The organism is uncultured Erythrobacter sp. (genome assembly GCF_947502395.1).
Classification (GTDB): Bacteria; Pseudomonadota; Alphaproteobacteria; order Sphingomonadales; family Sphingomonadaceae; genus Erythrobacter.
The window spans coordinates 551,863-573,457 of the sequence record NZ_CANMZM010000002.1; the positions used below are offsets into that span (position 1 = coordinate 551,863).

General features: G+C 58.7%; 16 protein-coding genes. 11 read left to right on the forward strand and 5 right to left on the reverse strand.

Features of this window, described 5'->3' with window-relative positions:
- On the reverse strand, positions 1–2,724 hold the full coding sequence (gene glnE / locus Q0778_RS08960; protein WP_298335545.1) for a bifunctional [glutamate--ammonia ligase]-adenylyl-L-tyrosine phosphorylase/[glutamate--ammonia-ligase] adenylyltransferase: 2,724 nt from the start codon (positions 2,722–2,724) through the stop codon (positions 1–3).
- A gap of 110 nt (positions 2,725–2,834) precedes the next feature.
- Between glnE and Q0778_RS08965 the strand changes: the two genes are divergently transcribed.
- Together Q0778_RS08965 and Q0778_RS08970 are read left to right on the forward strand one after the other, a co-directional pair.
- Positions 2,835–3,800: an agmatine deiminase family protein gene (locus tag Q0778_RS08965; RefSeq protein WP_298335546.1), complete on the forward strand. Its 966-nt coding sequence runs from the start codon at positions 2,835–2,837 to the stop codon at positions 3,798–3,800.
- 265 nt (positions 3,801–4,065) lie between these two features.
- Entirely contained in the window at positions 4,066–4,812 is a 747-nt protein-coding gene (locus Q0778_RS08970; RefSeq protein WP_298335547.1) for a thioredoxin family protein, read from the forward strand.
- Here Q0778_RS08970 and Q0778_RS08975 read toward each other — a convergent pair.
- Together Q0778_RS08975 and thrS are read right to left on the reverse strand one after the other, a co-directional pair.
- Positions 4,809–5,552, reverse strand: a complete 744-nt coding sequence (locus Q0778_RS08975; protein WP_298335549.1) for a sulfite exporter TauE/SafE family protein — start codon at positions 5,550–5,552, stop codon at positions 4,809–4,811. The genes Q0778_RS08970 and Q0778_RS08975 overlap by 4 nt on opposite strands.
- Positions 5,553–5,555: 3 nt before the next feature.
- Positions 5,556–7,541 (reverse strand): threonine--tRNA ligase, encoded by a 1,986-nt coding sequence (thrS, locus tag Q0778_RS08980; RefSeq protein ID WP_298335551.1) that lies wholly within the window; start codon positions 7,539–7,541, stop codon positions 5,556–5,558.
- A 307-nt stretch (positions 7,542–7,848) separates the two neighbouring features.
- Here thrS and Q0778_RS08985 point away from each other — a divergent pair, with 307 nt between their 5' ends.
- From Q0778_RS08985 to Q0778_RS08995, 3 genes are read left to right on the forward strand one after another with little or no spacing between them, the layout of a single operon-like run.
- On the forward strand, positions 7,849–8,025 hold the full coding sequence (locus tag Q0778_RS08985; RefSeq protein WP_298335553.1) for a hypothetical protein: 177 nt from the start codon (positions 7,849–7,851) through the stop codon (positions 8,023–8,025).
- Positions 8,022–8,669 carry a hypothetical protein gene (locus tag Q0778_RS08990; RefSeq protein ID WP_298306829.1) on the forward strand — a complete coding sequence of 216 codons (648 nt, stop codon included), beginning with the start codon at positions 8,022–8,024 and terminating at the stop codon, positions 8,667–8,669. The genes Q0778_RS08985 and Q0778_RS08990 overlap by 4 nt, the downstream gene beginning before the upstream one ends.
- Positions 8,666–8,857, forward strand: coding sequence for a helix-turn-helix transcriptional regulator (locus Q0778_RS08995; protein ID WP_298306826.1), 192 nt, complete (start codon positions 8,666–8,668; stop codon positions 8,855–8,857). Before Q0778_RS08990 ends, Q0778_RS08995 begins: the two co-directional genes overlap by 4 nt.
- 3 nt (positions 8,858–8,860) lie before the next feature.
- Here the strand turns inward: Q0778_RS08995 and Q0778_RS09000 are convergent, their stop codons facing one another.
- Positions 8,861–10,510, reverse strand: coding sequence for an alkaline phosphatase D family protein (locus Q0778_RS09000; protein WP_298335555.1), 1,650 nt, complete (start codon positions 10,508–10,510; stop codon positions 8,861–8,863).
- A gap of 80 nt (positions 10,511–10,590) precedes the next feature.
- On the opposite strand from Q0778_RS09000, the gene Q0778_RS09005 reads away from it, so the two are divergent.
- The 6 genes from Q0778_RS09005 to Q0778_RS09030 all read left to right on the forward strand — a co-directional run bounded on the left by Q0778_RS09005 (position 10,591) and on the right by Q0778_RS09030 (position 20,500).
- Entirely contained in the window at positions 10,591–11,322 is a 732-nt protein-coding gene (locus Q0778_RS09005; protein WP_298335557.1) for an alpha/beta hydrolase, read from the forward strand.
- 15 nt (positions 11,323–11,337) lie between these two features.
- Positions 11,338–12,177, forward strand: a complete 840-nt coding sequence (locus Q0778_RS09010; RefSeq protein ID WP_298306818.1) for a hypothetical protein — start codon at positions 11,338–11,340, stop codon at positions 12,175–12,177.
- A 15-nt stretch (positions 12,178–12,192) separates the two neighbouring features.
- Positions 12,193–13,185 (forward strand): LLM class flavin-dependent oxidoreductase, encoded by a 993-nt coding sequence (locus Q0778_RS09015; RefSeq protein WP_298306814.1) that lies wholly within the window; start codon positions 12,193–12,195, stop codon positions 13,183–13,185.
- A 144-nt stretch (positions 13,186–13,329) separates the two neighbouring features.
- Entirely contained in the window at positions 13,330–18,003 is a 4,674-nt protein-coding gene (locus Q0778_RS09020) for an NAD-glutamate dehydrogenase domain-containing protein (RefSeq protein WP_298335560.1), read from the forward strand.
- 69 nt (positions 18,004–18,072) lie between these two features.
- Positions 18,073–19,323: an FAD-dependent oxidoreductase gene (locus Q0778_RS09025; protein WP_298335562.1), complete on the forward strand. Its 1,251-nt coding sequence runs from the start codon at positions 18,073–18,075 to the stop codon at positions 19,321–19,323.
- Positions 19,324–19,360: 37 nt separating this feature from the next.
- On the forward strand, positions 19,361–20,500 hold the full coding sequence (locus Q0778_RS09030; protein ID WP_298335564.1) for a CoA transferase: 1,140 nt from the start codon (positions 19,361–19,363) through the stop codon (positions 20,498–20,500).
- On the opposite strand, the gene queG is transcribed toward Q0778_RS09030, so the two are convergent.
- Positions 20,497–21,558 carry a tRNA epoxyqueuosine(34) reductase QueG gene (gene queG / locus Q0778_RS09035; protein WP_298335566.1) on the reverse strand — a complete coding sequence of 354 codons (1,062 nt, stop codon included), beginning with the start codon at positions 21,556–21,558 and terminating at the stop codon, positions 20,497–20,499. The two genes, Q0778_RS09030 and queG, sit on opposite strands and share 4 nt — an antisense overlap.
- Between the last annotated feature and the right edge of the window lie 37 nt (positions 21,559–21,595).

Sequence of the window (21,595 nt, forward strand, 5' to 3'; positions counted from 1 at the left end):
TCAAATCTCCAAGGTCTCTTCAAATGTCTGTGTCCAGCAGCGGTCAACGCACCTCCGTGCAGAAGCCACATTGGCGAGAAGCTCAGCGTAGCTAGTGCACCTACAGGCACGTGCAAGAGCTTTCGCGGCGGCAGGTGGGGGTTCTTTGCCTTCGGGGGCAAGCAGCCGTCCTGCGACGAGCACATCAGTCATAAGGTCGTAAGCGGGCCAAAGTTCCCTCTCAAGGAGGTCTAGATCGATCATCGCGGGGATGGCCAACGCAAAATCCGGAGATAGCATCGCCGGGTGATCGCTCGCGCGGCTTGCTGCGTGCCGCAGCTGGAGAAAGTGGATGAGGAATTCCACATCAACCAGCCCGCCGCGCAGGAGCTTCACATCGAGCTCTCCTTTGGGATGCTTGTGCTCGGCCATATCGCTTCGCATTTTTAGCACGTCGGCCTTGAGCTTTGCCGGATCACGGGTTTTGCATTGGGTGTCGGCAATCACCTCCTCCACTTTAGCCCGCGCCGCGTCAGAGCCCGCCAGCACGCGTGCCCGGTTGAGCGCCATATGCTCCCAAGTCCAAGCGCTTTCGCACTGATATTTTGCGAAGGCTTCAACTGAAACCGCAAGCGGCCCCTGCTTGCCTTGCGGCCTCAGCCTTGTGTCCACGTCGTAGAGCGCGCCTTGGGCGGTTGGCACCGAAAGCGCCGCGCTTACTCTGGTGGCCAGCCGATTGTAGTATAACGTCGCGCCAAGCGGCCTTGCGCCATCCGATTCGGCCGAAAAATCGCCAGAAAAGAGGTAGATCATATCAAGATCGGAGGCTGGCGACAGAGCGCCCCCGCCAAGCCTGCCAAGCCCAACAACAATCAGCTCGCTATCGGCCAGATAGCCGTGCGCCCTTGCGAACTCAGCCTGCGCGCCTTCAAGCCCGGCTGTGATTGCTGCCTCAGCGATCTGCGAAAGTGCAGCGGCAATGCGCGATGGTTTGTGTTCCGCCTCAAGCAGGCTAATCGCGAGAGTAAAGCGTGCCTCGGTGATGACCTGGCGGATGCAATCCAGCTTAGCTTCATAGTCTTCGCGTTCCGCGCCATCATGTATCTGCTGAAGCGTGCGCGCATAGGTATCGCTGAAATCAATCGGCTCGCGCTCAAGCAGAACATCGATCGTTTCGGGCCGTTGTGCAAGCGTGTCCGCCAGGATCGACGAAAGGGTAAGCGCTGAAACCAATCGCTCCAACAACGTCGGTTCGGCGCGAAGCAATCGGAACAGTGTAATTGCGCTCTGCGTGCGCTCAATAATGCACTGGAAACGCGAAATCGCGCGCGGCGGATCATCGCTTTTAGCTACGGCCTCAAGAAAGAGCGGAAGCAGACGATCAAACGCTTCGAGCGCTTGGGGAGAACGGATTGAGGCATAACGTCCGTCGCGCCAACCCTCGATCCGCTCGGCCAGTGTTTCAGGCTCAGCGAACCCCATTTGAGCGAGAGCACGCGCGCGCTCATCAGGCTGCGGGGCTGGAGGTGCTGGTTCGGGATCTTGTCCGATAAGCTCATCATAAATCGCACCGGTTTGGGTGGTCAGCTGAGCCAGTTCCTCAATAAGATCCGCACCGCTGCCCAGGCCATCAAGCCACGCGACCTGGTCCAGCTTTTCTCCGTCTGGAAGGATATGGGTCTGCCGATCTTCGACCATTTGCAAGCGGTGCTCGATCACGCGCAGGCGGTCATAGCCCTCGCCAAGAATATGCGCATGAGAACTCTCGATCCGCCCCGCTGCAGCAAGCGCATCGAGCGCATCGCGCGTGCCGCGGACTCGTAAGGATGGGTCGCGTCCACCATGAATAAGCTGATGGGTTTGAGCGAAGAATTCGATCTCACGGATTCCCCCACGCCCGCGCTTGACATCGTAGGCGGGGCCGGGGCGTTCAGGTCCAAGATAGTCTGCACGAATGCGCAGAGTCAGTTCGCGAATTTCTTCAACCGCGCCAAAGTCGAGCTTCTGACGCCATACGAAGGGAGCGATTTCGGTAAGGAATGCCTCGCCAGATGCAATATCTCCAGCGGCTGCGCGCGCCCGAATGAAAGCAGCGCGCTCCCATGCGAGCGCTTGGCCTTGATAATGGGTGATCGCCGAGGCCAGAGGCACCGCCAATGGGCTGATTTCACTCGCGGGGCGAAGCCGCAGATCGACCCGCTGCACATACCCTTCGACCGTGTTTTCTGAGAGCAACTTCACGATTGCCCTCGCGTACCGCTGCGCCACTTCACCTGGCTCATCCCTAGAGCGGCGGGGAAGGGTTTCCGGGTCGTAGAGCAGGATGGGATCAATGTCGGAGGAGTAATTGAGTTCGCTTGCGCCTTGCTTCCCCAAAGCCAGCCCGATCATGCCGTCACAGCGATCCTCGCCTGTGCGCTCCGCAATGACCGTCCGGATAGCTTTGTCGAGCGCAAAATCGGCAAAGCTGCTCAATTCCCCCAGAACGCGGGAAAGCGAGAAAGCTCTGGCAAGGTCAGCAATCGCGAGCGCGGTTGCGAGGCCCAATCGATGGCGACGCAGGCCAATGCCTGCGTTCTCATGATTCCCACGGGCTCGCGACCACGCAAGCGCGTCTTCGCCCTTGCCCGAGGCGAGCAGCTCTTCCAACGCAGGCTGTCGATCCAGTGAGCGCGCCAGAAAAGGCGCATGAGCGCGGGCCCTTTCCAACGCTCCTTTCCAATCCATCTCACCCGAACTCGTCATAAGTGGCACACTTGGCCAAGCTGCTTGCGACCCGCAAGGCCATCTGCAAGAGAAAGGTATTAGTTTCTGCGAGAATTATTGCCGTGAAACCTGGACAAAAGGCCTGTTTGATGCCGCCTGAATGGGCAAGCCAGGATTGGCTTTGGATCGGTTTCCCGCATTTGGCCGAGGAATGGCCCGGGTTTCTCGAACTTGCGCAGAAGCAGATTGCTGCCTTCGCCAATGCAGTCGCGGAAAGCGGGCAAGAAGTGCGCCTTTTGGTTCGCGATGGCGCAAACGCAGCGCGTGCACGGACGCTTGTAAGCGGGGCCGTAAGGATTGAACCACGCGCCCATGGGGATATCTGGCTGCGCGATACTGGGCCCTTGATTGTGAGCGGGCTCGAAGGACGCGAAGCGCGACGCTTCGGTTTCAACGGCTGGGGCGGAAAATTCCAAATCGAGGGCGACCAGGAAATCGGAGAGGAGCTTGCGCACGATGCTGGCTTGCCGCTCACGACATCACCGATGATCCTTGAAGGTGGTGCGGTCGACGGAGACGGTACTGGACTTGCCGCAACGACGGAGCAGTGCCTCCTGAACCCAAATCGCAATCCGAGTATGAGCCGTGAGACCATAGAAGCAGAACTTCAACGCGCCCTTGGTTTTAGCCTAGTACTTTGGCTCGGCGATGGGCTTATCAACGATCACACAGACGGCCATGTCGACAACCTTGCACGTTTTGTTGGCCCGAACCGACTGGTTGTGCCCGAGGCGACCGGGGCGGGCGATCCCAACGCTTCGATCTACGCTGATGCAAAGGCTCGCGCGGAAGACTTCGGTGTGGAGGTCGTCACTATCCCTTCTCCCGGTCTTGTTATCCGCGACGGTGCAATTGAGCCCGCGAGCTACGTCAATTTTTCGGTAACCACGCATTTGGTGGTGGTCCCAACCTTCGGATCACCGAATGATAAGGCGGGCGTGAAAGCCATCGCAGCGCTTTTTCCGGATAGGGAGACGATTGGTCTACCTGCCGATGCAGTCCTCGCAGGCGGCGGCGGGTTTCACTGTGCAAGCCAGCAAATGCCCTCGGCTTAGGGGTTAAATTAACACTTCGTTAGAGAATTGCCGCGAAACTGCCCGACATGGCTCAGGCAATCGCACTTTCACGCAAGACAGTTGGCGCAGTCCAAGCGCGTCAAATAGAATTGCTGAGCAGCGTAGGAGTGCTGGCATGTGCCGCCGCGCTCATATTTGCCGGCCAACCCTTTCCCATTTGAGTTAGCCGAACGGCGAAAGCGTAACCTTCTGACAATTCAACGCGAAGTCCTCTTTGACGATGTGTTAGAGGGAAAACGAGGCCGTGCGTTCTTGTGTTCAAGGCATTTTGATAGTTGGCGCTGCTATTTGCGCTGGGTTGGTGTTGCTACCCGGAAGCAGCGGCGCCCAAACTTTTGACGACCTGTCAGAACCCGTCCTGATCGAGCTTTTCACCAGTCAAGGATGCTCATCCTGCCCTCCTGCGGATCGATTAGCGGAGCGCCTCAACCAAGAAGAGGGGCTGGTCGTTATTTCGCGGCCTGTCACCTATTGGGACCGTCTCGGCTGGAAAGACACCTTGGCCAGCCAGGAAAACACTGACCTTCAGTATGCTTATGCCGAGCGCGGCCTAGTCGGGTACAGTGGCGTTTACACCCCGCAGTCTGTTGTATCTGGCCGGTTCGGAGAGATCGGGTCGCGGGAGCGCGCGCTCCGCCGCAAGATCGCACAAGGTGCGAGCATAAGGGAGGCGGTCATTCGGGTGCGCGGCGATACTGACAAAGGCTTCGGAATTGGCCTCGCTGGAGAAACTCAAGGGCAAGCCGAACTCGTGCTGATCGGGGTGGATAGACAAGCTGCGATTGACATAGGCCGTGGCGAAAACCGTGGTCGACGGATTGCCTACACCAATGTCTTGAAGAACGAACGCCGACTGGCGCTTTGGCAAGGCGGCCAAGCAAGCCATGTGCTGGAAGCCAATGCGCTCGATATTCGCGGGGCAGACCGCTATGCTCTCATCCTTCGCGAAGTGAACGCTGGACCCGTTCTGGCCGCGCGTTGGCTGAACTAAGTCAATTTTATCAAAGCCGCGATCGCGGCTGCGAACAGCACCACTCCAACGCATGCCCGCCACACAGGGTCGCTAACTTTGCCAAAGGCAAGGCTCCCCAACCAATTGCCGAAGAGTACCAGTGGGAAAAGCGCGAGGCCCAGCACGACGATGCGCCATTTGAGGACACCGATTGCCGCTCCCGATCCGATCCCTGCCATGGCCGCAATTCCAAATATGCCGATCATCGATGCCTTGGCAGTGAGGCGCGGGATGTCACGGCCAACATAGTAAGGCACCACCGGAGGTCCGGGCATCGCGGCGAAGCCAGTGAGCACGCCTGCCGAGAGACCCACTGCTCCGGTGGTTATGGGCCCCGGTTGTGCCGCGCCGCGCTTTGGCAAGAGGATCGCGAAGAACGCCGAAAGCGCGATGAGAGCGATAAGCAATCTCGCCAATCCTTGCGGCGTCGCATCTAGCAAGATCAGCCCCGGAGCCGTTGCCAGCATCACTAGCGCGCCGATCACAAAAGCGCTTCTCTCAGCCTCTCGCAGGATCATGCGGATCTCCGTCAGAGCCAGAAGCCCCGCCATAATGTTGATCGCTAGCACCGCCTCAACCGGGGTCAGCGCCAGCGCGAGGATCGGCACCAGCAAGATGCCAAAGCCAAACCCCGTCAGTCCGCGAATGAACGCTGCGCCAAGGGTGGCCGCAACCGCAACCGCGATTTGCACCGCGCTAAACCCAGCGAGGAACTCCAAAGCTTAGGTGACCAAATCCGGCGCCGTCGCCGCTTTGGTCAGCATCGCAATCGCCTCATCAAGCGAGAGAACCTTCTGATCCTTTTCACCCAGAGTGCGGATTGCAACCGTACCCTCTTCCTCTTCGCGCTTACCCACGATCAAGAGGTGCGGGACTTTAGCCAGTGAGTGCTCGCGGATCTTGTAGTTGATTTTCTCATTGCGAAGATCGCTGGAAGCGCGAATGCCAGCCGCTTCCAGCTTGGTCAGCACACGGTTCGCATAGCCATCTACGTCTGAGACAATCGGCGCCACGACTGCCTGCATCGGCGCAAGCCATACGGGCAGACGGCCTGCAAAATGCTCGATCAATATGCCGATGAAGCGCTCATATGACCCGAAGATCGCGCGGTGCAGCATGACGGGGCGGTGCTTCTCACCATCCTCGCCAATGTAGGTCGCATCCAAGCGATCCGGCAGCACGCGGTCCGATTGGATCGTGCCCACCTGCCACGTGCGCCCAATCGCATCCGTGAGGTGCCATTCCAGCTTTGGCGCATAAAACGCGCCCTCGCCGGGGAGCTCCTCCCATTCGAGGCCATTGGCGGTTAGCGCATCGCGCAGTTCTTGCTCCGCCTTGTCCCAATCCGCGTCCGAGCCAAAGCGTTGCTCAGGCCGCAGAGCGAGCTTGATTTTATACTCAAAGCCAAAGTCGCGGTAGACCTCGTCAGCAAGCGTGATGAAGGCTTGGACCTCTTCGACAACTTGATCTTCGGTGCAGAAGATATGGGCATCGTCCTGCGTAAACTGGCGCACGCGCATCAATCCGTGGAGCGCGCCGTGCGGCTCGTTGCGGTGACAGCAACCCATCTCACCCAGCCGGATCGGCAGATCGCGGTAGGACGTGATGCCCTGCTTAAAAACCAGAACGTGCGCGGGGCAGTTCATCGGTTTTAGAGCCATCCAATCGGCATCCTTGGAGATGATGTCGCCTTCATCCTCGGTGTTGGGCACCTCATCAGGGATGACGAACATATTCTCGCGGTACTTGCCCCAGTGGCCCGACTGTTCCCATTGGCGCGCGTCCATCACCTGCGGCGTCTTGATCTCGCGGTAGCCAGCGCCGTCCATCTTGCGGCGCATGTACGCCTCAAGCTCACGCCAGATGCGATAGCCCTTGGGGTGCCAGAACACGGACCCATGCGCCTCTTCCTGAAGGTGGAACAGGTCCATCTCGCGGCCAAGCTTGCGGTGGTCGCGTTTGCCTGCTTCCTCAAGATTATGAAGGTGCTGCTTAAGCTGCTTCTTGTTCAGCCACGCGGTGCCGTAGATGCGCGTGAGCTGCGCATTGCGTTGGTCGCCGCGCCAATAAGCGCCAGCGGTCCGCATAAGCTTGAAGGCTTGCGGGTCAAGTTTCCCGGTGCTCGCCAAGTGCGGCCCGCGGCACATATCGAGCCAGTCATCGCCCGACCAATAGACCGTCAAATCCTCGCCCTCTGGCAGTTCCTTGGCCCACTCAGCCTTAAACGCTTCGCCCTCGGTTTCCCACTTGGCGATGAGGTCATTGCGCGACCAAACTTCGCGACGCAGCGGTTTGTCCGCTTTGATGATCTCGCGCATCTTCTCTTCGATGGCCGGCAAGTCTTCGAGGCCAAAGGGCTCACGCGTGGCCGGCGCCATCACGTCGTAATAGAAGCCATCATCGGTGGCAGGACCAAAGGTGATCTGCGTGCCGGGCCAAAGCGCCTGAACTGCCTCTGCCAGAATATGCGCAAAGTCATGGCGCACCAGTTCAAGCGCGTCCGCCTCATCCTTGGAGGTGATCAGCGCCAGCTCGCTATCTCCCTCGAAAGGACGGCCAATATCGCGCACTTCGCCGTTCACGCGCGCGGCAAGAGCGGCCTTGGCAAGGCCCGGGCCGATAGCGGCAGCGACATCATACGGCGTGCTACCCGCTTCCATCTCGCGCACAGAGCCATCGGGAAGGCTGATCTTAAGCAGTTCGGTCATCACAAGTATCCGTCTCGTTTGACGCGCGCCTTAGGACATGATGGCGCACACCGGAAGAGCGGTGTTTGAGTGTTTAACCGATTTCAAGGAGGACACCGCGCCACCCTGAAACCGGGTGGCGGATGGTCTGGCTCAACCCAGCAACAACCGCCCCCGGAGATCCGAGGTGGTAGTTGTTGTTGTCGTGGTCAGCAGCTTGGCCATATGCGCCAAATAGGGGCCCCGAGTTAACAAGTCACCCCCTTAGTTGATGAAACACAGCACAGAGAGCAAATCTACTTTCCACTATGGAAAGGACACTTGACCAATGACCATGATATTCAAAGCGCTCATCTGGGCCGGGATAATCATTGCCACCGCGTTTTATCTGAACGGCATTGGCATGAGCCAAGGCGCAAGCTGGGGCATCACGTCGGGGCTCGCAGGCGCTGCCTGGGGTTCGATCTATGGCGGGCATAGGCCTTGCGCGGGCGAGTGCGCATGATGACCGATCAAGCCGCACAAAACACCGGCAAAGCGGCTGGCTTCCTCGGGCGAGGGCCCATGTTCTGGATCGGCCTCACTTTCGGGACGTCAGGAGCAGTTATCGGGCTGATCTTATCCGGCGCTATTGAGGGTAAGGGGATTGCCTTTGCTCTCATGGCCATTCCCCTCGCCTGCATGGCCGCAGCCTTTGTCTCCATGCTCAACAAAAACAAGTCGGGTACTGGTGACTGCGTCACCAAAGGCGAGGCGCAGAGGCGCTATATCAAGCGCGTAGCGGTGTTCACCTCGCTCTATCTCGCCTCATTCGCGATGCTCACATTTATCGATGAATTGGGGACGCTGCCAACCGCCATCCGCATAGGAATTGGCGTTTTGCCGGGCCTTGCTCTGGTTGGCTTTTTCTGGGCGATTGCTCGGCTGATCATTGAGGAAACCGACGAGTTTATGCGCATGCTGACCGTGCGTCAGACCCTAGTGGCTTCGGCACTGGCGATGAGCGCAGCCTCTGTCTGGGGCATGCTCGAAAGCGCCGATCTTGTGCCGCATGTGGACGCCTATTGGTACGCTGTGATCTGGTTCGCAGGGCTTGCTCTGGGCTCAGTGGTCAACCGCATCACCTATGGGACATGGGGGCACGTGTGAAGAACCGCCTCAAAGTGCTGCGCGCAGAACGCGATTGGTCGCAGCAGGACCTCGCCGATCGCTTGGGCGTCTCGCGCCAGAGCGTCAACGCGATCGAAAAGGGCCGCTATGACCCCTCGCTGCCACTGGCCTTTAGCATCTCGGAGGTGTTTGACCTCGCGATAGAGGAGATTTTCAGCCGAGACTGACGGCTAGACCTTGGGCGCAACAATGGCCGTTCGCGTCTCGGCAAGCTCGGTTGAGCGGGTCTTGATCCCTTTGAGGAACCGCCATTCGCTGGTGGCGGCTTCAGGGGTCAAATCCACCACCATATAGCCGCGCTGCGACGTGTCCGCCCATGTGAGCTCCTCATTGGCATTGACCAGAGCATCTGCGAGCAACTTGGGAGGGAGCCCAGAGAGATAACCCTCAAATCCCGGTGAACTGACCGAGGATGTGGCAAACTCAACTCCGACTTTCTCACCGTTGTGCGTAAGATCAAACTGCCAGGCGTTATGCGTGTCACCCGCCAGCACCACTAAGTTCGAACCCGCTTCAAGAGCGCCTTCGAACACCCGGTCACGTGCGGCGGGATAACCGTCCCACGCATCCATATTGAGCGGCAGGCCGACTTCGGCCGCGAGAGTAGCAGCGGTCAGGCGCGCGCGAGCGAACTCAGGCACATTGTCGCCCAAGAGGCTCGTGATGCCCTTGGGTGAAGACAGCTTGCCGATCAGGACTTGCTGAATAAGCACCTCCCAAACCGCGCCGCGCTGCTTCGAGGCGGAAAGGCTCTCGACCAGCCATTTCTCTTGAGCTTCACCCAGCAGTTGGCGCTTGGGATCGGCCCAAGGCCCATCGCGAAGCGCGCGGAAAATCTCAAGCACCTCCTCCGGACTGCCAGCGTCCCTGATCATCGCGGTAAGGTCGAACTGCTCCTCGCGCCCCTCAAGCCTTGTGTCGATCCGGAAGAGCGTTGCCAAATCGCCCACGTCATAGGCAGCATAGGGCTCATCGGAGACCGGCATCCATTCGCGGTACACCTGCTTGGCGATGGCCTTACGCACCTGCCAATCGCCCTCGGTGTCAGGCTGATGGTTTTGTGCGCCGTCTTTCCAGCTGTCATTGGTGCTCTCATGATCGTCCCACACGGCAATCATGGGCAGCACTTGATGCATGCGCTGAAGGTCTGGGTCCGCGCGGTAGGAAGCATAGCGCAGGCGATAATCGGCAAGGGCCACGATTTCACCGCCCGGCGCAACACTGCGGTCAGGGTGGCGCTGGTCCTCAGAAGGATAAGTGTCGCCACCATATTCGTAAATATAATCGCCCAAATGCACCGCGAGATCGACATCATTGGCCTCTGCTGCGTGGGCATAGGCATTGAAGTAACCAAACCCGAAATTGGCGCAGGAAAACACCGCCAGTCTGAAGTTGGACGTGGGTCCTATTGGTAAAGTTCGCGTGCGACCGATGGGCGATTTGGTGCCACCTGGTGAGACAAAGCGGTAGAAGTACCAGCGATCTGGCGTAAGCCCGGTTACGATCGCCTTTGCGCAATAGTCGCGTTTCACTGAGGCTGTGACCTCACCTTGTGCCACCAGCTCTGCAAAATCTTCGCTCTCACTCATCTGCCATTTGAGCGCCGTTTCTTGCTCGCCAACGTAGCGCGTCCAAAGAAGAACGCTTGAGGCCTGGGGCTCTCCGCTCGCAACGCTATGGGTGAAGCCCGAACCATAGGATTGTGCCGCTGAGGGTGTCGCCGCAACCGCAGCCGATGCACCAGCGAGGGCAAAGATGCCGCGGCGCGTGAGACCTTTTGAAGGAGTCTTAGAATGCGGAGCAGAATCGGTTTTCTTCATGGAGGTCCTTTTACATCACGCGCCTTGCATCGCCATGACAGGACTTGCACCAGAGCCACGGTTGAAGGCAAGGACAGCCAATGACCGATACACGATTTCACGAAATGTCCGACGGGCGGCGTATTGCCTTTAGGCTGGTTCAGGGTTCTGGCCCAACGCTTGTTTTCTTGCCCGGCTATATGTCGGACATGTCGGGTGGCAAGGCGACTGCTATTTTCGAAAATGCCAAGGCGAAAGAGCGTGGTTGTCTCCTCCTCGATTATTCGGGGTGCGGAGAGAGCTCGGGAGATTTTGCCGATGGCACACTTTCGCGCTGGCGCGAGGAAGTCTTGACGCTGATCGAGGGCTACGTTGAAGGCCCAGTGCTTGTGACTGGCTCATCCATGGGAGGATGGTTGATGCTGCTGGTCGGAGAGGCCTTGGAGGATCGGCTTGCCGGAATCATCGGAATCGCATCAGCCCCCGATTTCACCTGGTGGGGTTACTCCGAAGAACAACGCGCGCAATTGGCTTGCGGCGAAGTCGTCCTCGAAGACAACCCCTACGGCCCAGAACCTACACCCACGCACCCCGGCTTTTTCACTGACGCTGAAGCGCAGTATCGACTGGTCGACGAGAGCCCCATCGACGCGCCGATCCGATTGATCCACGGTCAGCGCGATGCCGACGTGCCATGGGAGGTCAGTCTCAAACTCTCCGCCGCCCTTCGTTCGGACGACGTACAGGTCACACTGATAAAGGATGGCGATCATCGCCTCTCACGAGAAAGCGATATCGCGCAGCTTTTGGCTGTGGTGGACAGCTTTTATTGACGGAAAAATACGCCTGTGGCTCTAATCTCATCGCTCTTGGTCGCCGCTCTTCAGGTTGGGCCAAACCCTTCCGCCAACAGCGTTCTCGGGACGCCCGATGAATTGCTCAATCGGCCTCCACGGCCAGAGCAAGAGCAGAGCATTGAACGGGATCCGGATGCGCTTTGGCTTGCTGAATGCCTTGGGATGCTGCCGGAACAAGCAGCGCGTGCGCACACATTGGCTCAGGTACGGCGCAATGACAGTTCCGGGCGCCCACGCATTCTCGCAAACCATTGTTTGGGGCTTGCCGCGACTGAGCTCGGGCTCTGGGAAGATGCCATCGCAGCCTTCACTGCCGCCCGCGATGAAACACCGGCGGAAGAATTGCGAGCCAGGGCACGCTTTGGCGCCATGGCTGGCAATGCTGCATTGGCAGCGCAGGATCTTGAGCGTTCGCAAACTATTCTGAAATTGGCCAAAGACAATGCTGCAGCCGCTGCTTCAGCCCCAATGCAAGCCATTATCGCCAGTGATTTGGCCCGCGTCTATGTCGCTCTGCAACGGCAAGAAGATGCGCTTGCAGAGCTCGAGTTATCGACCCAATTGGTGCCGGAACAGGCAGGCTCGTGGCTTTTGAAGGCAACTCTCTTGCGACGATTGGACCGGCTGGCAGAAGCTCAGACAGCGATTGAGCGGGCAAGCTCGCTCGCGCCTGCCGATGCCTCAATTGGGCTCGAGGCGGGAGTGATTGCCGTGCTTTCCGGCCGTGAACAGGCTGCGCGCGAAAGCTGGCAGTCGGTGATCGATCTCGCGCCGGAGAGCCCAGAGGCCTTGACCGCCCAAGAGTACCTGGCGCAGATTGGGGCGGCATAAAGAGAGGCTTCCCCAATGACCGACTTTTCAGTGCTTGACCTTGTCCCCGTCCGTGAAGGCGGGTCCGTCGCCGAGGCGCTGGGGAACGCGGCGCAGCTGGCCGTTCAAGCAGAAAAACTCAGGTGCAAAAGGTTTTGGGTCGCTGAACACCACACCATGGAGGGTATCGCGGGCGGAGCGACCTCGGTTGTGCTTGCCCATATTGGCAATGCGACAAGCAGCATCCGTATCGGCTCTGGCGGGATCATGTTGCCCAACCACACGCCTTTTCAGATCGCTGAGCAATTCGGGACTCTCGACGCCTTGTTTCCGGGTCGCATCGATCTGGGTCTCGGTCGTGCACCCGGAGCTGGTCCTGAGTTGCAACGCGCGCTGCGCAAGGATCTGCACAAGGCCTCGGAATATTTCCCTCAGGACGTGCTCGAACTGCGTGCATTGATGACGGGCGACGTCGATCTGCCGATCAAAGCAACACCGGGCCTAGGCGCGAATGTCGAATTTTGGATGCTTGGCTCCAGCCTTTTTGGTGCGCGACTCGCGGCGAAACTCGGCATGCCTTATGCCTTCGCGGCGCATTTTGCCCCCGACCATCTCGATAGCGCCCTGGAAGTCTACCGCCGCGATTTCCAGCCTTCTGATGCGCTCGACAAACCACATGTCATGGTGGCCATGAATGTATTTGCGGCTGAAACCGACGAGGAAGCCCGCATTCTCGCTTCAAGCCAGCAGCAGAGCTTCGTCGCCTTGCGAAGCGGTACGCCGGGCAAACTCCCGCCTCCGATCGCAAACTACACCGAGACTCTTCCCGCCCCCGCCCGCGCCATGCTCGATCATCTTAGCCAAGCGGCAGCGGTCGGCACGCCTGAAAAAGTGCGCGCGGACATTGAAGCCTTTGTCAGGCGGACGGGCGCAGATGAGATCATTCTTTGCGGCGCGACCTTCGATCCCGAAGCGCGACTTCGCTCAATCGAGCTCACTTTGGAAACCTGCCAATCAGTCGCAGCGTAAGGCAGATGAATTTGTGAGCTAATCGTGCTTGCCTAAGCCCCCCAAAGACCTGTATTGCACAGCACGATAAGAACAACTCGGCACAACATAATTACGCGAAGTCCAAGCCGAGGTACACCAAAGCCAGGAGAGGAGCCCTCGGCTATGAGTGCGAAGACCGATTCCGCCCAGACCAAGTCCTTGTTGAAAGCGCTTAAACAGCACCTTTCGGCCTCAATCCTCCCTGGTGAAACACCGCTCGACAAATCCGCATTGGAGAGCGCGGCGCAGTTCTTGCTTGCCGCCGCGCAGAAGCGAGCGCCTAAGCGTTCGGTCATCACGCATGAATCGGATACGAGCGAGCGGCGTTTGCGTATCGCTATCGTCAATGATGACATGCCGTTTCTGGTGGACTCGATTGCGGCAACAATCACCGCTTCAGGCATCGGCATTGACCAATTGCTCCACCCGATTGTTCCGGTTGCCCGAAACGCACAGGGCGTTCTCACAAGCGTTGGTGGTAAGGCCAAAGACGACTCTAAAGAATCGCTCATCTATATCGAAACGCCCCGCGTGGACGCAAAGCAACGGCGAACTTTGTTGAGCGCATTGCGCGCCACCTTGGGTGATGTGCGGGCAGCTGTTACCGACTGGCCAAAAATGCGCTCTATCATGGCGCGCGATACAGATGCACTGGGTGAATGCGAAAGCGCCAAGCTCCTCGAGTGGCTCAACAGCGGCTTGCTGACACAGTTGGGTCATTTGACGCGAATCCGCGATGGCGAGGTCAAGCAAAGCCTCGGCATTTGTCGCAAGAGCGCCAAGGCGATCCTTGCCGATGCGTCTTATGAGCGCGCCTTTGCGTGGTTCGAAAAGGGTGGCGATGGGCGCGATCTCCTGGTCGTCAAAGCCAATCAACTTGCCAATGTTCACAGGCGCGTGCCGCTCGATGTGCTCCTTGTGCCTGTGCGCGAAGGCGGCAAAGTCACTGCACTTTCCGTCCATGCCGGGGTTTGGACGAGCGCTGGCCTGACCGCGCCCCCTGAAAAAGTGCCGGTCGTGCGCAAAGCGCTTGCCAATATGACCCAGGAATTGGGCTTTGATCCCGCAGGCCACGCCGGCAAAGCGCTCGCTCATGCCTTCAGCGCTTTGCCACGTGATTTGCTTGTCAGCATCCACGAAAACGACATCACCCGGCTAGCAACCACCATGATGAGCCTTGTCGACCGCCCGCGCCCGCGGATCATCTTGGTGAAATCACCTCTTGGTCGCCACGTCTTTGCCTTCGTCTGGCTGCCCCGTGACTATCTCTCAACCGAGTTGCGCCTACAGATTCAGGATCTTTTGACCGAGACAACCGGGCTCGACCTATTGAGCTGGAGCCTTGAGGTCGAAGGCGGCTCGCTTGCCATGCTGCAATTCCTGCTCGACTCGCGCAGCATCGCGAAAATGCCCGATGCAGATGCAATTGAGGAGCAGCTTGAGGACCTTCTCAAAGGCTGGACCGAGGCGGTTGAGACCCATCTTGCCAAGACCGATGACAGCTCGCGTGTCGCCGCCATTGCGCAGCGCTATGCCGAAGGGTTCCCTGCCGGATATCGCCTCCGCTATGGCCCGGCCGAAGCCGCGCTCGACATTGCTGAAATCCACGGAATTGCGACCAGCGATGCTCCTGATACGCGCACATGCCGCTTGTACCGGCTGGAGAATGACACGCGCGGTGATCTGCGCCTGAAAATCTATCATGTTACGGGCAGAGTCGCGCTGTCCGATGCCGTACCGGTGCTCGAGAACTTCGGCTTCCGTGTACTGTCAGAAGTCCCCACCCGCCTGGATGAAGGCAGGCTGGGAACGATCCATGAATACACTCTGGTTGCGCCCCAAGGCAGCAACATTGACGCGTTGCAAGACCGCGCCGAACCAATCGAAACCGCCATTGCCGAAGTGCTCAACGGCCAGTCGGAGAATGATCCCTTCAACCGGCTGGTGGTGGCCAATGGATTGGGTGCAAAGCAGACGGTGTGGCTGCGTGCAATCTATCGCTATTTGCGTCAGACAGGCGCGAACTTCACAATCTATCCGGTAGTCGAAGCGCTCGAGCGCGCAGGTGACGTGACCAGAGCCATGATCGACCTGTTCGCAGGTCGTCACGACCCCAGCTTTTCTGGCGACAGAGAGGCCGCGATTGAAGCAGCAATCAGCGCCTTTGGTCGAGGCCTCGCCAAGGTCAGCGCGATCAATGACGACCGCCTCCTGCGTCTCTACCGTGCAGTGATCGATGCGATTTTGCGGACCAATGCGTTCTCGCCGGCTGCTGAAGAAGCGCTGGCGTTTAAGATCGATTCTGCCCAGGTTCCCGGCCTCCCTAAACCGGTGCCATGGCGCGAGATTTTCGTCTATTCCAGGCGAGTGGAGGGCATTCACTTGCGCTCTGGCGCGGTCGCGCGCGGCGGGCTTCGCTGGTCCGACAGGCGTGACGATTTCCGGACCGAAATTCTTGGGCTTATGAAGGCACAGAAGGTGAAAAACGCCGTTATTGTGCCGAGCGGAGCCAAGGGCGGATTCTATCCCAAACAGCTTCCTTCACCGGCTATCGATCGCGATGCATGGGCAGCTGAAGGCCGGGCGAGCTACGAAGTTTTCATCCGCACTCTGCTGTCAGTCACCGACAATATCGTCGACGGCAAAGCGGTGCCCCCCAAGGCTGTGCGCGTGCACGACGGCGAAGACCCGTATTTCGTGGTCGCCGCCGACAAGGGCACCGCCACCTTCTCCGATGTCGCCAACGGCATTGCGGAAGACGCTGGCTTCTGGCTCGACGATGCTTTTGCGAGCGGTGGCTCCAATGGCTATGACCACAAGGCCATGGGCATCACCGCGCGCGGCGCGTGGGTAAGCGTTCAGCGCCACTTCCTCGAAATGGGGATCGACATACAGAAGGACAGCGTTCGGGTCGCGGGTTGCGGCGATATGTCGGGCGACGTGTTCGGCAATGGCATGCTTTTGTCCAAAGCGATCAAGCTGGTCGCAGCGTTTGATCACCGCCACATATTTATCGATCCGGATCCTGACCCCGCGACCAGTTGGAAAGAGCGCAAGCGCATTTTTGAGCTCCCACGTTCAAGTTGGGAGGACTACAATCAGGACCTCATTTCTAAGGGCGGCGGGGTTTATTCGCGCTCATCCAAGAGCATCAAGCTTTCCAAGAAAGCGCGGGATACACTGGGAATTGAGGACAAGGAGATACAGCCCGATGCCCTGATCACCGCAATCCTCGAGGCCGAAGTCGATCTCCTCTGGTTTGGCGGGATCGGTACTTACATCAAGGCCGAGGATGAAAACCACATTGAAGTGGGCGATCCATCGAACGATTCCCTGCGGGTGAATGCACGCGAAGTTGGTGCCAAGGTGATTGGCGAGGGTGCAAACCTCGGGATCACACAAGCAGGCCGGATCGCGTTCTCACTAGCTGGCGGGCGGATCAACACTGACTTCATCGACAATTCAGCCGGCGTTGATTGCTCGGACAATGAGGTGAACATCAAAATCGCCCTCGCCGCAGCAACGCGCGATGGCGCCATCAGCGGTCGCAAGCGCAACACATTGCTCGCTGAGATGACTGATGAAGTTGGCGAGATTGTGCTGGAGGACAACCGTCTGCAAGCACTCGCCTTGTCAATTGCAGAAGCTGGCGGTGCAGGTGCGAGCGCCTCTTACACCCGCCTGATCGAGAGTCTTGAGGAAACGGGCGCGCTTGATAGGCGAACTGAAGGGCTGGCAGACAGCGAACACTATTCGCGCCGCGCTGCCGATGGACAGGGTCTGACAAGGCCTGAGTTGGCGGTGATCCTTTCCTCGACCAAACTCGCGCTACAAGATGCAATCGAAGCAAGCGGACTTCCTGACGATCCAGTGCTGGAAAGCAATCTGATCGCGCTTTTCCCCAAGCCGATGCAGAGCAAATACCTTTCCTTCATCCGCGATCACCAGCTGCGACGCGAGCTTATTGCGACTGACCTTTCCAACCGCATCGTCAACCGTCTGGGCTTGATCCATGCGTTCGAATTGCCGGAGGAAGAGGGCGTTACCTTGAGCGACGTCGCCGCCGCCTTCGTGGTTGCTGAGCGCCTCTACAATTTGAAGGAGTTGTGGCAGGATATCGACGCGTCAAAGATGCCTGAAACCGCCCGAATTGCCCTGCTCGACCGCCAGGCGGCAGCGGTGGGCAATCTTATGTCAGATGTGCTGCGCACAACCGGTGGGCGGGTCGAAGCAGGTGTTATGGTTGAAAGTCTGCAAGACGGCGTGGCCGTGCTCTGTAAACAGCGTGCGGACCTACTCGTTGGCGAAACGCAAGAACGCTCACAAAACCTACGCACCGACTTCATTGGCAAGGGAGCACCCGCCGATCTGGCCAACCGCGTGTCGGACCTGTTCGATTACGATGGCTCGGTTGGCCTTGCCAATCTGGCGATTAACACCGGAATAGACCCGGCCAAGCTCACGCTTGCCTTTGGCGATATAGGGCACCGCATTGGTATAGACTGGGCGCAAGGGACAGCGGCGCATATGTCGCCAAGCGATGTATGGGAGCGCCTGCTTGTCGATGGCCTCGCGCGCGATTTCCAGCATATGCGGATTGAGTTCCTGCGTCGCCTGACCCGGCGCAAATCGGGCAAACATGATCCGCAAGCTGCGATTGCAAAATGGGCCGATGCCAATGGGCCAGCGATTGCGCAGTTCCGCTCAATGATAGGACGTGCGCAAAGCTCACCTCCGGTGGCACCGGCTGCTCTGGCGCAAATTGCGGCACAAGCGCGCAACCTCCTGGGGCGTTGAGCGCGTGGTAGAGAGACCTCAACTGTTCGGTCTTGACGAAAGCACACTTTTTGGGCGAACGGCGTGGGCATGAGCGAAGCGGGACCATCTGCAACATCGGCTGATGTCGTAATCGTAGGCACGGGCCATGGCGGTGCCCAAGCGGCCATCGCACTGCGCCAACAGGGGCATGAAGGCTCGATCCTGATGATCGGGCGTGAGGCGCATCCGCCTTATGAACGCCCGCCCTTGTCAAAAGAATATCTCGCCGGCGACAAGATTTGGGAACGGATCATGATCCGACCCGAGAAATTCTGGGCAGACAAGGGTATCGAACTGCGGCTGGGCAGCGGTGTTACCTCAATCGATTGGATGCGGCACTCGCTCACGCTCTCTGATGGGTCCGAAATCGGCTATCGCAAGCTGATCTGGTCGGCCGGCGCAGACCCGCGGCGGCTGGGCATTCCAGGGGCTAACCTCAAAGGCATTTACTACGTGCGCGACCGGCGTGATGCCGATGGCATGATGGCGGCACTTGAGGACGGCGCAAAGCGGGCCGTGGTTATCGGTGGCGGTTATATCGGCCTCGAAGCCGCCGCTGTCCTGCGCAAACTTAAATGCGATGTGACCGTGGTTGAGATGCAGGATCGCTTGCTCGCCCGCGTCGCTGGCACAGCGATTTCGGATTTCTACGCGGAGGAACACAAGCGGCAAGGCGTGGATATCCGCCTGTCGCATGGCGTTTCTGAAGTGCTTGGCCAGGGTGGGCAGGTCGCCGGCGTACTCCTCGATAATGATGAGACCTTGCCCTGCGATATGGTCATTGTCGGGATCGGTATTGTACCAGCGGTTGCGCCCTTGATCGCAGCAGGGGCGGCGGGTTCGAACGGGGTGGATGTCGATGTCTTCTGCCGGACAACGCTCGATGATATTTTCGCTATCGGAGACTGCGCGGCGCACGCCAATCCATTTGCCAACAGTGCGGTAATCCGGTTGGAATCGGTGCAGAACGCGAATGACATGGCCAATACCGTCGCCAAGGCGATTATGGGCGACAAACAGCCTTATCACGCGCTGCCATGGTTTTGGTCCAACCAGTATGATCTCAAGCTCCAAACCGCGGGGCTCAACATTGGCTATGACGACACGATTGTTCGCGGCGACCCAGCGACACGCAAGTTCACGGTGGTCTATATGAAGGAAGGTCGGCCAATCGCCTTCGACTGTGTGGGCACGATGAAGGACTATGTTCAAGCACGCAAACTCTTGGAAAGCGGGCCAGAAAAGATCGATCCTGCGCTGCTGGCCGATGCCGATGTCCCGCTCAAAGAGATGATTTGAGATAGCTTTGCCGGCGGAGCCTCGTGACAACCAGCCGATGCTTGAGGGCATCAAAGTGGTCGACCTCACCAGCGTGGTCTTTGGCCCATATGCCACGCAGATTCTCTCCGACTATGGCGCGGAAGTCACTAAGATAGAAGCACCAGGCGGCGACGTTTATCGCTATGGCGCAAAGCCTGCTGTGACGCCAGGGATGGGTCCGGGCTTTATCGCCCTCAATCGCGGCAAGAAGTCACTCATGCTCGACCTCAAGCAAGAGAGTGACGTGGAGCGGCTGCGTGGCCTTCTCAAAGAAGCGGATGTGTTCGTGCACAATGTGCGGACCAAGGCGATCGGGCGGCTTGGTTTCGATTACGAAGCAGTCAAGGCGCTCAACCCGGAGATCATCTATGTCCATTGCGTCGGCTTTGGGTCCAACGGCCCTTACAGCGGGCTGCAAGCCTATGATGACGTCATTCAGGCAGCGAGCGGCACGACGTCGCTGCTGTCACGCGTCGATGGAGAGGGGCGTCCGCGCTACCTACCATCACTGATCGCTGACAAAGTTGCGGGACTTCACGCCGCCTATGCTACGCTCGCGGCGATCACACATCGCTTGCGCACGGGGCGCGGGCAAATGATCGAAGTGCCCATGTTTGAGGCCTTCGCAAGCTTCATGATGAAGGAACATCTGGACGGTCACACTTTCGATCCGCCCAATTCGGGTGCCGGCTACAAACGCCAGGTTGACCCCGACCGCCAGCCCTTCCCCACGAAAGACGGCTGGGTCAGTATCGTGCCTTACGTGCTCCCGCATTTTCCGCTCGTTATTAAACTGTTGGGTGATGTTGAATTTGCGCGAGAGGAACGCTGGAAGGACCCGGCAACTTTGGTGCGCTCCGCGCCCGAACTCTACACCCGCATTGGCGAATTGACAGCGACCAAGACCACCGATGAGTGCGTTGCAATCATGCGGGGAGCCAACATCCCCTGTATGCCCGCAATAGATCTCGATGATGTGATCCACGATCCGCATCTTCGCGAGTCCGGCTTTTTCGTGCGAACCGAGCATCCAAGTGAAGGTCCGCTCTACCAAATGCGCGACCCCAATCGTTTCAGCGATTGGGAACAGGACAAGCTGGGCCATGCTCCGCGCCTTGGAGAACATAATGAGCGCGAGCAAGATGACGAGGGTTAAACGGATTCGCTAAGTCGCGCTTTGGCCCATTTGGCTGCATCGGCAACCACCGGATCGGGATCATTCAGCAACGGTTCTACATAGGCACGCAATTGCGGCTCCCCGCTGTTACCCGCTGCATAGAGACAATTGCGCACGAACCGGTCCCTTCCAATCCGCTTGATCGGAGAGCCGGAAAAGAGCGCCCGGAACCCTGCATCATCGAGCGCCAACAGGTCGGCCAGGCGCGGCGCGGTCAGCTCAGCACGGGGCAGGAATTCGGCCGCAGCATAGGCTTCGCTCGCAAATTTGTTCCACGGGCACACCGCCAGACAATCATCGCAGCCATAGATTCGGTTGCCCAAAGGCACGCGGAACTCCTCCGCAATTGGTCCCTTGTGCTCGATGGTAAGGTAGGAAATGCAACGCCTTGCATCGAGTGTGTAAGCATTCGGGAAGGCATCCGTTGGACAGCTATCAAGACACGCCCGGCAGGAGCCACATTGGTCACGGTGAGGCTGTGATGGCTCCAACTCGAGCGTTGTGTAGACCGCCCCCAGAAACAGCCATGAGCCGTGATCCGGGCTCACCAAATTGGTGTGCTTGCCCTGCCAACCGATCCCGGACGCTTCGCCCAAAGGTTTTTCCATAACCGGGGCCGTATCGACGAAGACCTTAAGCTCGCTCTCCGGCTCCTGCTCAACCAGCCAGCGCGCGAGCGCTTTCAGACGTTTCTTGACCACGTCGTGATAGTCCTTGCCTTGAGCATAGATCGAGATGCGAGCGCGCTCTCCAACATCGTCCAAAGCCATCGGATCGAATGCAGGGGCGTAGCTCATACCAAGCGCAATAACTGACTTGGCCTCTGGCCAAAGCCCTTGCGGAGAGCGGCGGTGGTGGAGGCGGGTTTCCATCCATTCCATGGAGCCGTGACGTCCTTCCCCCAACCATTCTTCGAGGCGCTGCGCCCGCAAGGGATCTTCGTCCGCACCGGTGAAACCAACACTGGCGAAACCAAGCTCCCGCGCTTGCGCCTCGATGCGGTGTTCCAGGTTAAGTCTTGTGCGCGTGTTAACCATGCTTGGGGTTGCTCCCATTCAGTTTCACGCGTTAACT